The 13338-nt window shown below is 42.9% G+C and carries 11 protein-coding genes; 5 read left to right on the top strand and 6 right to left on the bottom strand.

Annotated elements, in window-relative coordinates:
• Positions 1–20 precede the first annotated feature (20 nt).
• The 5 genes from NHB35_RS05930 to NHB35_RS05910 form a co-directional block, all read right to left on the bottom strand.
• Positions 21–1769 (bottom strand): IlvD/Edd family dehydratase, encoded by a 1749-nt coding sequence (locus tag NHB35_RS05930; protein WP_353431465.1) that lies wholly within the window; start codon positions 1767–1769, stop codon positions 21–23.
• A 66-nt stretch (positions 1770–1835) separates the two neighbouring features.
• A complete protein-coding gene (locus NHB35_RS05925) occupies positions 1836–2750 on the bottom strand; it encodes a transporter (RefSeq protein ID WP_353431464.1) in 915 nt (304 codons plus the stop codon).
• A gap of 4 nt (positions 2751–2754) precedes the next feature.
• Positions 2755–3294, bottom strand: coding sequence for a hypothetical protein (locus NHB35_RS05920; protein ID WP_353431463.1), 540 nt, complete (start codon positions 3292–3294; stop codon positions 2755–2757).
• Positions 3295–3317: 23 nt separating this feature from the next.
• Entirely contained in the window at positions 3318–4637 is a 1320-nt protein-coding gene (locus NHB35_RS05915) for a U32 family peptidase (RefSeq protein ID WP_353431462.1), read from the bottom strand.
• A 110-nt stretch (positions 4638–4747) separates the two neighbouring features.
• A complete protein-coding gene (locus NHB35_RS05910; RefSeq protein ID WP_353431461.1) occupies positions 4748–5617 on the bottom strand; it encodes a fumarylacetoacetate hydrolase family protein in 870 nt (289 codons plus the stop codon).
• A gap of 159 nt (positions 5618–5776) precedes the next feature.
• Between NHB35_RS05910 and NHB35_RS05905 the strand changes: the two genes are divergently transcribed.
• A complete protein-coding gene (locus NHB35_RS05905) occupies positions 5777–7435 on the top strand; it encodes a thiamine pyrophosphate-binding protein (RefSeq protein ID WP_353431460.1) in 1659 nt (552 codons plus the stop codon).
• 88 nt (positions 7436–7523) lie between these two features.
• On the opposite strand, the gene NHB35_RS05900 is transcribed toward NHB35_RS05905, so the two are convergent.
• Complete coding sequence (locus tag NHB35_RS05900) at positions 7524–8552, bottom strand: tripartite tricarboxylate transporter substrate binding protein (protein ID WP_353431459.1); 1029 nt, start codon at positions 8550–8552, stop codon at positions 7524–7526.
• A gap of 194 nt (positions 8553–8746) precedes the next feature.
• Between NHB35_RS05900 and NHB35_RS05895 the strand changes: the two genes are divergently transcribed.
• The 4 genes from NHB35_RS05895 to NHB35_RS05880 all read left to right on the top strand — a co-directional run bounded on the left by NHB35_RS05895 (position 8747) and on the right by NHB35_RS05880 (position 13125).
• A complete protein-coding gene (locus tag NHB35_RS05895; RefSeq protein ID WP_353431458.1) occupies positions 8747–9088 on the top strand; it encodes a helix-turn-helix domain-containing protein in 342 nt (113 codons plus the stop codon).
• The gene (locus NHB35_RS05890; RefSeq protein ID WP_353431457.1) at positions 9088–9408 is read left to right on the top strand and encodes a hypothetical protein; all 321 of its coding nucleotides are present in this window, start codon (positions 9088–9090) and stop codon (positions 9406–9408) included. Before NHB35_RS05895 ends, NHB35_RS05890 begins: the two co-directional genes overlap by 1 nt.
• Before the next feature lie 355 nt (positions 9409–9763).
• Complete coding sequence (locus NHB35_RS05885) at positions 9764–12103, top strand: AAA family ATPase (RefSeq protein ID WP_353431456.1); 2340 nt, start codon at positions 9764–9766, stop codon at positions 12101–12103.
• A gap of 47 nt (positions 12104–12150) precedes the next feature.
• Complete coding sequence (locus NHB35_RS05880) at positions 12151–13125, top strand: hypothetical protein (RefSeq protein WP_353431455.1); 975 nt, start codon at positions 12151–12153, stop codon at positions 13123–13125.
• Positions 13126–13338: the final 213 nt, after the last annotated feature.

Below are 13338 nucleotides of genomic sequence, written 5' to 3'. Positions count from 1 at the left end.
GAGCGGCAGCTAATTTCCAGCTATTTTTTAGGCGTTTTGCCGATGATTTTTGGTGCCCTCAGGAAGTCGAAATCAACGCCTTTATCTGCTTGAGTAACAGTATCGAGGAATAATTTCTTGTAGCCACGTTCAGCTGTTGGCTCAACTACTGGATTGTCTTTAGCCCGCTTAGCAAATTCTTCTTCAGAGATGAGTAGGCTAATCTCGCGATTCTTGACTGATAAACGAATACGGTCGCCATTGCGAACAAAAGCCAATGGCCCACCAATGGCTGACTCAGGCGTAACGTGTAAAACAATAGTTCCAAATGCGGTACCACTCATACGACCGTCAGAAATACGCACAATATCTTTAACCCCAGCACGAGCTAGTTTCATCGGAATGGGGATGTATCCAGCTTCCGGCATTCCAGGAGCACCCTTAGGGCCGATATTCTTTAACACCAAAATATCATCAGCGGTCACGTCTAAGTCTTGGCTATCAATACGGTTTGCTAGATCTTCTGCATTTTCGAATACTACGGCACGACCCTCATGCTCCATGAGCTTTTCATTAGCGGCAGACTGTTTAATGATCGCACCACCAGGAGCCAAATTTCCATGTAAAACCGCAATACTGCCTCTTGGATAGATTGGATTATTAAACTGGCGAACAACATCTTGTTTAAAGCTAGGCGGACCTGCATCGATCTCTTCGCCCAAGGTTCTGCCTGTCACAGTCATGGCATTGAGCTTAAGAAGTGGTTTGAGTTCACGTAGCAAAGTAGTCATACCACCAGCATCATGGAAGTTCTCCATGTAATGATCGCCTGATGGTTTGAGATCAAGCAGTACTGGGGTTTCATCGCCCATCTTGTCTAGGGCATCTAGATCAATTTCAAGCCCCATACGTCCCGCAATGGCAGCCAAATGAACAATGCCGTTGGTTGATCCACCGATTGCTAACAGAACACGCATGGCATTCTCAAAGGCATCTGCTGTCAGAATTTTGTCAATAGTGAGACCATCTTTTGCCATTTGCACGGCTCTGGCCCCGGTTTCTTCCGCAATCCGGATACGATCTGCGGTTACCGCTGGTGGTGATGCACCACCGGGCACAGTCATTCCAAGTGCCTCAGATATGCAAGCCATTGTGCTAGCCGTACCCATTACAGAGCAGGTGCCAACGCTGGCAACAAGCTGATCGTTTACTTCATCTTTTTCGACCTCGTCAATCTCGCCGGCGCGGAATTTGCCCCAATAGCGACGACAGTCTGTGCAGGCTCCAACACGTTCGCTACGGTGTGATCCGGTAAGCATAGAGCCGGTAATGAGTTGAATGGCGGGCAATCCTGCAGACGCTGCACCCATCATTTGTGCTGGCACGGTCTTGTCGCAACCCCCAATCATGACAACCGCATCCATGGGTTGTGCGCGCAACATTTCTTCCGTATCCATTGACATCAGGTTACGTAGGTACATTGATGTGGGCGATGAAAAACTCTCATGAATGGAGATGGTGGGGAAGTCCATTGGTAGGCCGCCAGCCAACATGACTCCACGCTTCACCGCTTCAATCAATTGAGGCATATTGCCGTGGCAAGGGTTGTAAGAGCTACCAGTATTGATAATGCCAATCACAGGGCGGTCTAATGCGCTATTGGTGTAGCCCGCACCCTTGATGAAAGCTTTACGCAAAAACAAGGAGAAGCCTTTATCTCCATAGCTGGTTAAGCCTTTGCGTAGACCACTTTCTACTGCAGATTTAGGATCTTTTGGTTTGGAGGTCATATTTGTCTCGTTGTCAGTCTAGTAATTATGTTTTGTCTAATTGTAGCGATAGCAGTATTGCTGTTTCTAAGGAGTGCCACCCCAGCGGTACTGCCAGGATATGCCTAATGCGTTGTAACTAGTATCGGTCCGTGAGTAGACCCCTTTGCTGCCGCTTAGACGAATAGAGTTGTTTTTATCTATTGGATAGGACAGGGTGCTGCCAAAACGCCAGTTCTCTTGAACGCCATTAATTGCCAAGCCATTGACATAGGTTTGGCCGCCTGTGAAATATGTTGCATCAGCAGAAATCCATGCTGTATTAGGAAAATAGTAAATCACATGGGTCTCGCCTGAGTAGATTGGATTTTGCGATAGGGTATTGTTGCCCATGAAGTTGTTATTGCTGGTATAGATTGTGGCCATACCTGCAAGCTCTAATCGCCAAGGCCCGACTGCTTGAGAGAGTCCCATGGCTGGCTGAATGAGTGACCGATTAGCTCCAACATTAATCATTTGATTGCTGTTGTATTTTCCCCAGGGAATGGTTGCGGCAATACTCGCACCAATAATTAAATCTTGTTTGTATTTTATGAACTCACTATTGGTGAGTGCTGGAGCACCATAGAGGTTAACTGAGGCCTTAACAAGAGGGTCCGATAGTCCCTCAGCAGAGGCATTAATGGTTTGTGTGCCTAATTGCCCCGTTCCTGAAAGCTCGGAATAGGGTAGCACCATGGTTAATCTACCAGATTGACCTGCCACATCAATGACATGGGTAAGGCTTAAGGCTTGCGTATTAAGTGTATAGGAGCCACTCTTTGCTTGAGCTAGGCCGCCAGTAATAAAGTTCATGCCAATGGGGGCATTAGAGTAGGCTCGCGCTTCAATTTCTTGTGCATATGTATTTATTGAAAGTAGTAGCGCTACACATAAAAATCCAGCCTGGTAAAACAGTAATTGAAATGATGACCAAGACCTGGACAGCAAATTCAAATTCATTAAGTTAGTTGCTACTTAAATTTTTGGAGCCAAAAAATAGGCTCCAAATATGTTCTTTGCCTAACAATAATTGCATGCCAGCAAGCATTAGATATGGCCAAATAATGAGCCAATACACAAAAGAGAAGGCGACTATTTTCAATGGGTCGGCCTGTCCAAAAGCGGTCATGGAAACTAAAAAGTTTTTACCATGTAGAACGCCATCAATGCCAGCCTCAAGGTAGTTCAAACCTAAAACTATTGCGATATAAATAAGCGATTCAACCAATAGCGATCTCACAATCCCATGAGTTTTATCTACTGTAATTGGATAAATGGCCTGCCCAATCAATAAAAACTTTGCAGTAATACCAGCTTTGATTAATGCAAATCCAAAAATGCTAAGAGGGATAGGGCGCTCATCTAATAAAGTTGCCGCCAAAAATGCAAGTGCACAGAACCATGTTCCTAGATATAAGGTGAGAACAAATGCTTTCTTTGCCTCGTCAACTAATTTTTCTTTAAAGGTGGATTTTGCTAAATTGACGTTTGAGACATTATTCATGTTCTAGATTCAATAAATCTGAGTTAAGCGTTGCAGCAGGATTCGCTGTTTGAGCAAGAGGAGGTAGTCTCAATAGGAGCTGGATCCTTGGTGTAGCGCGCTATATACGCTTTGCTATCCTTGAGATCTAATTTAATCCAAACAAAGTGGCCCGATCCTGGGGCAACAGATATGGGTTCGCCGTTCATATTCCACATCTGATCTAAGACGATGTCTTGATTGCCATTGGGCTCAATTATTTCTAATTTGTCGCCAATAGAAAAACGATTTTTAACATCTACTTTTACACGTCCATTCTCATGGTCGATTTCCAATGTCTCTCCAACATACAGGCTTCTTCCAGATAAGGAGTGGCCACGCATGTAGAGCTGATATTCCTTGTCGTGATGACGCTCATAAAACCCATCGGTATAGCCGCGATTGGCTAGACCTTCTAAATTACCAAGCAAGGTTGTATCAAAAGGTTTTCCTGCTACGGCATCATTGATTGCAGCACGATAGGCCTGGCAAGTGCGAGCTACGTAATATGGTGATTTTGTGCGACCCTCAATCTTGAACGAATCGACACCCATTTTGGTGAGTCGCTCAATGTGCTCAATGGCGCGTAAATCCTTTGAATTCATGATGTAAGTGCCATGCTCATCTTCTTCCATGGGTATTAACTCATCTGGTCGTCTTGCTTCTTGTAGTAAGACAACATCGCCGCTTTGATTTTGCTGCCCAGGTTTCACTTTGTAGTCCCACCGGCAAGCGTTAGTGCAGGCGCCTTGATTTGAGTCGCGGTGAGACATGTAGCCTGAAAGGAGGCACCGTCCAGAGTAAGCAATACATAAAGCACCATGAACAAAAACTTCTAACTCCATTTCTGGGCAATCTTGGCGAACCTCTTCAATTTCATCAAAGGAAAGTTCCCGCGAAAGGATCACGCGACTGATGCCAACAGAGCGCCAGAATTTAGCGGATGCCCCATTTACAGTGTTAGCCTGTACTGATAAATGAATTGGCATATCTGGCCAAGCTTCTCTTGCCATCATGATGAGCCCGGGGTCCGACATGATTAAGGCATCAGGTTTTAATGCCACCACAGGAGACATATCGCGAATATAAGTGCGAGTCTTCGCTCCATGGGGCAATAGGTTTGAGACTAGGTAGAATTTCTTGCCTAAATCATGAGCGGTATCGATGCCTTGCTTTAAGACCTCAATTTTTCCAAAGTCATTATTTCGGACGCGTAAGGAATAGCGAGGCTGGCCAGCGTAAATTGCATCTGCTCCAAAATCAAAAGCAGTTTGGAGCATCTGTAGGCTGCCCGCTGGGGCAAGGAGTTCAGGCATTTTTATCATGACGCTATTTTAATGCTTGATTTGGGTATTTGCCTGAATTAAAACCTGTCTAAATAGCCTCTGAGGGCCATTAGATATGGCTTTTGTCGACTCAGCATCAGTTTTATTGGCTACTCGTTAACAATGGTGTTGCGCAAGACGCCAATAGACTCAATCTCAATCTCGCAAATATCTCCAGCCTTCATAAAGACGGGTGGGGTTCTGGCATAGCCGACACCTGCTGGCGTCCCAGTGATAACAACATCACCTGGCTCTAAGGTCATGCATTCAGAGATCAGCACAATCGTTTCCGCAATGCCCCAAAGAAAATCTTTGGTGTTTGCATTCTGCATCACCTGACCATTTAGTCGTGATTGAATGTTCAGGCCGTGACACCCAGGAGGCAGTTCATCTGGTGTAACAAGCCATGGACCAAACGCACCGGTTTGATCAAAGTTTTTGCCGATAGTCCATTGTGTTGTCTTGCGTTGGTAATCACGAACGCTACCGTCATTAAAAATGCTGTAGCCAGCAACACAATCTAATGCATTATCTAAAGTGAGATGACGTGACTTTTTGCCAACCACAAATGCAAGCTCTGCCTCATAGTCCAGCTTGTCAGAAACGCGAGGCTTGATGATAGGGCATAAGTGTGCAGTGAGTGAGCTCGGACCACGCATAAAAAAGCTAGGGTATTCTGGTCTTGCATTGCCACCTTCTTTAGCGTGGTCTGCGTAATTCAACCCCATGCAAACAATTTTTCCTGGTCTATCTATCGGGGGCTTAAAAGAAATGGAGCTAGTATTGCCGCGAACGGTATTTTGAGTGCTCAGGGCGGAATTTGCTCGACTCAATAGGTCTGGGCTCTGAATGATCGATTGCAAGCTTCTTGGTATCTGGTTATCGGTGGCACATAGGTCGATAAACTCATCTGTTCCACTCTTAATAAGTGCACCTATGCTTTCAATACCATCTGATCCCTGATAGGCGAACAGTCTCATAATATTGTCTCCAGCTAAATTGGTTTGTTATGTAGTTGTTTTGTAGAGTATATGTCAGGCAATGCCCCGAATTCACGGTAGAGTTGATAAAGTGTGATAACTTTCAATAAACACACCATTGACTTCAGCATGAAGTTATAAAGAAGAAGGTATAGGGGCATGGAGACACCTGGTAAGTCACTTAATGGCGGCCAAATTCTAGCTAACGCTTTGGTGAGGCAGGGCGTAGACGTAGCGTTTGGCGTTCCTGGAGAAAGCTTTCTGCCTTTATTAAATGGCTTGGTAGATCACCCCGAATTTCAATTTATTACCTGCCGTCAAGAAGGTGGTGCTGCTTATATGGCAGAGGCCTATGGCAAATTGACAGGCAAGCCAGGGGTGCTGATGGTTACTCGTGGTCCAGGCGCATCAAATGCGATGGTGGGTGTGCATACCGCATATCAAGATTCCACTCCAATGGTCTTATTAGTTGGCCAAGTAGGAACTGATATGGTCGAACGAGAGGCATTTCAGGAGGTCGACTATCGTCGCATGTATTCTGAGTGTGCAAAATGGGTTGGTAGCATTGATCGCGTTGATCGAATTGATGAGTTTGTATCCCACGCATTTCATGTGGCACAAGCGGGACGTAAAGGTCCCGTTGTTCTAGCATTACCAGAGGATGTTCTTTATATGACTGGAGAAGAGCATCCAGTTGCACCAGCCCATGTTGTGCAGCCAGGCCTTGATATAAAAGCTTTTGATGAGGCAATGAAAGCATTCGCTAGTGCTAAACGTCCAATGATTATTGCCGGTGGTGGAAATTGGAGCCGTGCTGCATGTGATTCTCTGAGCGCTTGGGCTAATCGTGAAGGCATTCCTGTCGCCACCAGTTTTCGTTCACAAGATCTTTTGGATAATCTGAACCCCGCATTCGCTGGCGATTTAGGTATTGGTGCTAATCCATCCTTGGTGAAACGTGTTCAGGATGCCGATGTTTTATTGGTTATTGGTGAGCGCCTTGGAGAGATGACGACTGCAGGATATAGCGTATTAAGTGTGCCTAAAGCTAAAAATACTTTGATACATGTTCATTCAGGACCAGAAGAGCTGGGTCGCGTTTATCGCCCTGATTTTGCACTCAATTGCAGTCCAGAAAATTTTTGTACAGCCTTAAGTAATGTAACGATGGGTAGCAATCACAGTTCAGATGATTCGCATTCGGCTCATGCCGAATATCTGGCTTTTTCAAGTCCAGTAACTGTGCCAGGTGATCTGCAATTAGCGCAGATTATGAGTTCTTTGCCAAAATCTATTCCTCGCGATTCAATTGTTACTAATGGTGCAGGAAATTTTGCAACATGGGTGCATCGTTTTTATCCATATGGACCTTTTAAAACACAATTAGCTCCAGCAAATGGCTCTATGGGTTATGGCTTGCCAGCAGCAATTGCAGCAAAGATTGTTCATCCTGAAAGAGTGGCAATAGCAGTCTGTGGGGATGGAGATTTCATGATGAACTGCCAAGAGCTAGCAACCGCGGCAAGGTACGAAGCTTTCCCAATAGTTTTTATTGTTAATAATAATATGTTGGGTACGATTCGCATGCATCAAGAACGTGAATTTAAATCCCGAGTAATCGCCACTGGATTAACAAACCCAGATTTTGTGAAGTTTGCAGATAGTTTTGGTATCCCTGGATTTAGGGTTAGTAAAACAGAAGAATTTGCACCTGCGTTTGCTAAAGCTCTTGAGAGCAAATATGGCGCTCTTATTGAGTTGATCCTAGATCAAGAGGTGATATCGCCAAGTAAACTATTGTCGCAATTGGGCAAGTAACTTTAGATGTGGCTGTCCAATAAAAAAAAGAGGGCAGGTAACCCTCTTTTTTATTTAATCATGCAGACTCAATTGCTTTGCAGGTTATTTAGTCAACCTTTGCGCCAGAGTCTTTAACAACCTTAGTCCATTTAGTAATTTCATTTTTAATGAAAGTTGAAAACTGGGCAGGTGTATTACCTACTGGTTGTGCGCCCATAGCCAAATACTTTTCTTTCACAGATGGGCTGTTAATAGCAGCCATTAATGTGGTGCTATCTTTATTGAGAATGTCCGCAGGCATGTTGGCTGGGCCGACAACGCCAAACCAGGAGGTAGCCTCGTAGCCAGGAAGGTTAGCAGCTTCAGCAATGGTTGGTAAATCTGGAAATGCGGGAGAGCGTTTTGCGCTGGTTACTGCTAAAGCCTTCAAACGACCTGCGCGAATGTAATTAATGCAAGAGGGTAGATTATCAAACATGATGTCCACATTGCCTGCTAATAAATCCGTTACAGCTGGAGGACTGCCCTTATAAGGCAAGTGGACCATATAGGTTTTTGTCATTGTCTTAAATAGCTCTCCTGCCATATGAATGGATGTGCCATTGCCGCTAGAGGCCATATTGATCTTTCCGGGGTTGGCTTTTGCATAGGCGATTAAGTCATTCACAGTATTGATGTTGTTCTTGGCTGCAAATTCAGGATTTAGAACAAGCACGTTTGGTAATTCAGCCACTAAAGAAATCGGTGTGAAATCTTTGACGGGGTCAAAAGGCAATTTGCCGCCACCCTGTGTGTAGAGCGGTAAATTTATTCCATGTGTACCAACGGAAGCCATTAGCCATGTGTAACCATCTGGGGCTGATTTAGAAACAATTTCCGCACCGATATTACCGCCAGCCCCCGGCTTGTTATCAATCACTACACTCCATTTATAGGAATTTAATAGTTCATTTTGTAAAGGTCTTGCGATATTGTCAGTAGCCCCACCAGCAGGAAATGGCACAACAAAACGAATAGGCTTGTTGGGGTAATCGGATTGGGCAAATACACTCTGACTAGAAATCAGTAGAAATATTGAAAGTGAGATGAGCTGAAAAAATCGGCGAAACAAATTACATGGTTCGAATTGGATCATTACTGCCTCCCATATTTTTATTAATAGCACTCTGTGATGATAAATATTACCTAAAGATTAATAGAGTGGGGTTTCGATTAGATGCGTATTGAGATTTGCTTTATTACAAAGCCTTAACTATTTATAAAAATTAATTCAATAAGTTCAAATCGATAATAATAGCCATACGGCTATTCTATGCCTAGAATTGGTGCATGAATAGAAAGAATAGCTCTGTTTACTTGGCTATATATAACGATATAAGGTTAGCCAATAAGCGTTTTGGCCTAAGTAAGCAGCTTGAAATAAGCATGTTAAATGCGGTCTACGAGGCTTATCTTGACCAAATTCAGCTACGCGTTCTCGACCTCTTATTGCTTGAGGGTCTGGCCTCCCAGGCAACTCTCCATGCAACTCTGAAGTCTTTGCAAGCAAAAAAACTGGTCGAAATGAAGTTCGACCCCACTGATGGACGGATAAAGCTAGTATTGCCAACAAAGTTGGCATTAAAACGCCTAAAAGAGTGTGAAATTATTATTCGCAATCACTGTAAATAATGAAGTGCCTAGTTAATCGTTTATTGCCTAAGTTTTTATTGTTGATTGTGCTGCTCTTATCCGCAGAAGTTTATGCGCAGAAATCTGATGCAAATCAAGTTATTTGTTATTTATCCCAACTTAAAAATCCCTATGCATTCCTAGGGATGTCTGGAGATAGCTTTGAATTAGCTGACGGAAGTTCTTGGCGGGTGGCTGGAACCGCACATTCCTATACGCCTAATTCCTCAAGCAGTGTCTTGATTTGTCCCGATATCAAGAAAATGTTTATTTCTAGTACCGCCATTTCAATTGAAAAGGCTGCCAAAAAGCCTTGGTAACACTATTTTTGCATTTCAAATTTTGAAACAAAAAAGCCCCTAAAGTAATTTAGGGGCTTAATTTTTATATGGCTCCTCGACCTGGGCTCGAACCAGGGACCTACGGATTAACAGAGCATTTCCTTAAAAATCAAGTATTTAACTAGCTGAAATGATTCTAAATCATTTGTATAAATTTACAAGACTTGTAATAGGTTAGTGTCCTTAAATACGAGTTTTGTTTGAATCTAAATTTAAGGCGGTAGCAGCCATTATAAAAAGTAGAATAAAGATTGATTGCAGGCTTTTGAGCTACTTTGATTAGAACGTTATTACTTTGTGGGTTGATTATATGACCGAGGTTTCCGGAATTCCCTTGCAGCCAAGCAACGCCATTAAGTTGGTGCTGGAGTTATTTGATTCTCAAAAATATTGGCGGAGAGAGGATCTAACAAAAGCTGTGCTTGAAATGCATTCGAAGAATGGTGGCGTTGAAGGGGTGCAAAAACCCGACAATGTGCTGAAAAAGATTTTAGTTAAATTGCATGCCGAAAAGAAAATTGAGCAGGTAGCGAGAGGAATGTGGACTAGAGCTAAGTCTTCAGCAGTTCCAGATCATAGTTACCAAGAGTCTGACTTTAGTGATCCAGGTGATGATATTGATGATCAGGTTGGTGCGTTTAATGAAAATCACATCAACATTTACCAGAAAAATGTCGGAAAGCCGTTAAATTTGGTGGACGAAAGAGGTAACAAGTATGTCCCTTCTGAAAACCGCGAAGCTCAGATAATTATTAAAGACGCTCATCGCCTCGTTAAGGTTTGGGCTCAAGGAATTCGTGATAGGTTGTTTCCGAATGGTACCAATCCTGATAAGACCGTTACTGCCACTAATCAGCGTGGGAATTTTAGGGATTACCTTCCTCAAACGTTTGAGCCTTCAGCGGACTCTCCTTCAGTTATCTCGTATTGGGTCTATCTGTGGAGTGACAGAACTTCAAGTAATAACGAGATCTATTTCAGGATCACCTTAGGCGTTAATGAAGATAAGGCTGACTTAAATCTTAGGCGTAAGGTGGAATTAGTTAGAAACGAACATGGTGGCGAAGAAAGGTTTACTGCACAACTCCCGGCGCTAGAGGGGGTCAAGATGTCTATGGATGAGCTTATTGACTGGGGTGTAAGTTCTATTAAAAACTTTCCAGTCACATATGATGAATTTTGCGAAGAACTTGAACCCGAATTAACCGCTAATGAGCACCCTAAAGATGCCCCAAAGACTGGCGAATCAAATTCACATTATTGGATAGAAAAGACCTTGGTAAAGGGTCGTCCAGATAGAGAGTATGGCAGCGAAAGTCTAGGTCAGGCATTATGGTCACCTCAAAAGTCAAAGGGTGAGCGTCAGGCCGATATTTATGCAAACATGAGGAAGGTCCAGGCTGGCGACGTAATATTTCATTTCACCGATAACAAGGCTATCACTGGTATCTCCATAGCAACGGAGTCAGCTGATGACACATTTAAGTGCTTGAATGGCACGGATTGGGAAGGTCTTCCTGGCTACCGAATTGCACTAAAAGACTATAGGCTTTTAGATAAGCCAATAACAAGAGAAGAAATTTTTAGTTATGCAAGCGAACTTGAGGCTATTCTTGCGTCTAATAACGGCCTTTTTTATAACAAAGATTTAAATCTTGTGCAGGGCGGATATTTAACAGCTGCACCATTGGAGCTTGTTGAGTTATTCAATCGCATATACAGACAGAGTGCCGGGGAAAATATTCCATACATCACCCCTGATGAATTCAATAATCAAGCGATTGCGCCTATAGAGCAGTATGGTATCGATAATGCATTAAATGGAGTGTTGCTTTCCCGTTCTGAGTTTGAGGGGATGATTGATTCAATAAAGATTAAAAAGAATTTAATTCTTCAGGGTCCTCCCGGTACAGGAAAAAGTTTTATTGCTAAACGCTTGGCCTACACTCTTCTTGGCTCCAAGGATGATACCCGCATCCAATCCGTTCAATTTCATCAATCATTCTCTTACGAAGATTTTATTCAAGGGTTTCGGCCTAAAAAGGATTCTTCCGGTTTTGCGTTACGTAATGGTGTTTTTTATAGATTTTGTCAACAGGCATTGCAGAACCCAAGCAAACCATATGTATTTTTGATTGATGAGATTAATCGAGGCAACCTTAGCAAGATATTTGGTGAGGTTATGTTGTTAATTGAGTCAGACAAGCGTGGCCCTGATTGGGCAGTTTCATTAACTTACTCTGATGAAGTGGCGAAAAAGTTTTATATTCCAGCCAATGTTCATATTCTCGGCATGATGAATACTGCTGATAGGTCTCTAGCTATTGTTGACTATGCGCTAAGAAGACGTTTTGTATTTAAAGATATTCCCCCCGGCTTTATAAGTCCTAACTTTAAGCCTCTGCTTGAAGCTAAGGGGGTAGATCACGTAGTAATTGACGTCATTCAAGCCAGAATGGGTGAATTGAACAAAAAAATTGACGCTTCCCCAGATTTAGGAGCCGGGTTCATGGTTGGGCATAGTTTCTTTGTCCCTACGCACCAGGTCCAAAACTCCACTGATTGGTACAACGGGGTAATCAGAAATGAGATTGCTCCACTTTTGCGGGAATATTGGTTTGATAAGAAGCGTAGCGAAGTTGATCAGGAAATTGAACTCCTGTTAATTAAATGATCCCAATAAAAAATTTATTCTTCATTCTTTGCTACTCATGGGGTAGGTTGGATGAAGGGGAGCTAGTAAGTGCATCTATAGACGATATAAAGACGCCCCAAGATTTATTGGCTCGAGTATTGATAAAAGGTGCAAATCGCGTACTTAAAGATGGATTAGATAGGGGTTATTTGGCACTTGCCGAGGAGTCAGCAAGTTTAAGAGGAAGGATTGATTTTGCGGGCTCAATTTCACGTTTGCTTTTTGAGCAAGCGAAGGCTGCTACATTTGTAGATGAGTTATCGCATAACATTCTGCACAACCAGATTCTTAAATCAACTATTAATTTACTTTCAAAAAGCCCATCAATAGATTCATCTATACGGGGTGATCTTGAAAAGGTATTAAAGAATTTTCGTGATGTTGATTTGATAAAGTTAACTGCACCCATTTTTAAGAGAGTTCAAATACATCAGAACAATGCATTTTATGCCTTTTTGATCAATATTTGCGAGCTAATCTATCTGCATTTATCTCCTGATGCCGAGCGGGGGGAGTTAAAGATGCGTGACTTTAGCCGCGATGAAGTGAAGATGCGTAAAGTATTTCAAGACTTTGCATATAACTTCTACAAAACAAATCAAACTGAATACGATGTTTACTCTGAGCGTTTATCTTGGGGTGCTAGTGGCGATGAAACTGACTTAAGTCTGCTCCCATATATGTATACAGATGTGACCTTAAACTCCCCATCACGAAAGATAATTTTAGATACAAAGTACTATCAGGACGCATTCCAGTCCAATTGGGGTAAAAGCTCTTTTCATAGCTCTCACTTGTACCAACTTAACACTTACCTGGACTGTACAGAACGTACGCGTAACTCAGGCCAAAAGATAGATGGAATCTTGCTTTACCCGGCAACTAATGAAGAATTTGACTACAAAATTAGAGTGCGAGAGCACTCAATAACTATCGCTGCTTTAGATATGAGAAGGGATTCCAGTCAAATCAGCCAGCGTATGCTTGCTCTACTTAAATAGAGGTTGAATTCGCTGGGTTGGTGATCCGTTGGCGTATCAGGCGACATTTTTACTCACAACCAACGGATTAAAAAAGCCGATTAGCGCTGACTGACCCCATACACCACGGATTACTACAAATTTTCAAAATGAATTAGCTTACTAATTTATTATTGTGCATGGATTTGCCCCAGAGAGGGGTGCCAAAGAATGGTTCAGGAGATCTCTAGCATC

Origin of the sequence: Polynucleobacter sp. MWH-UH23A (genome assembly GCF_040409805.1) — a bacterium.
GTDB lineage: Bacteria > Pseudomonadota > Gammaproteobacteria > Burkholderiales > Burkholderiaceae > Polynucleobacter.
Note: the sequence above shows the minus strand (reverse complement) of the source record. Positions and strands in the feature narration are given on the sequence as shown.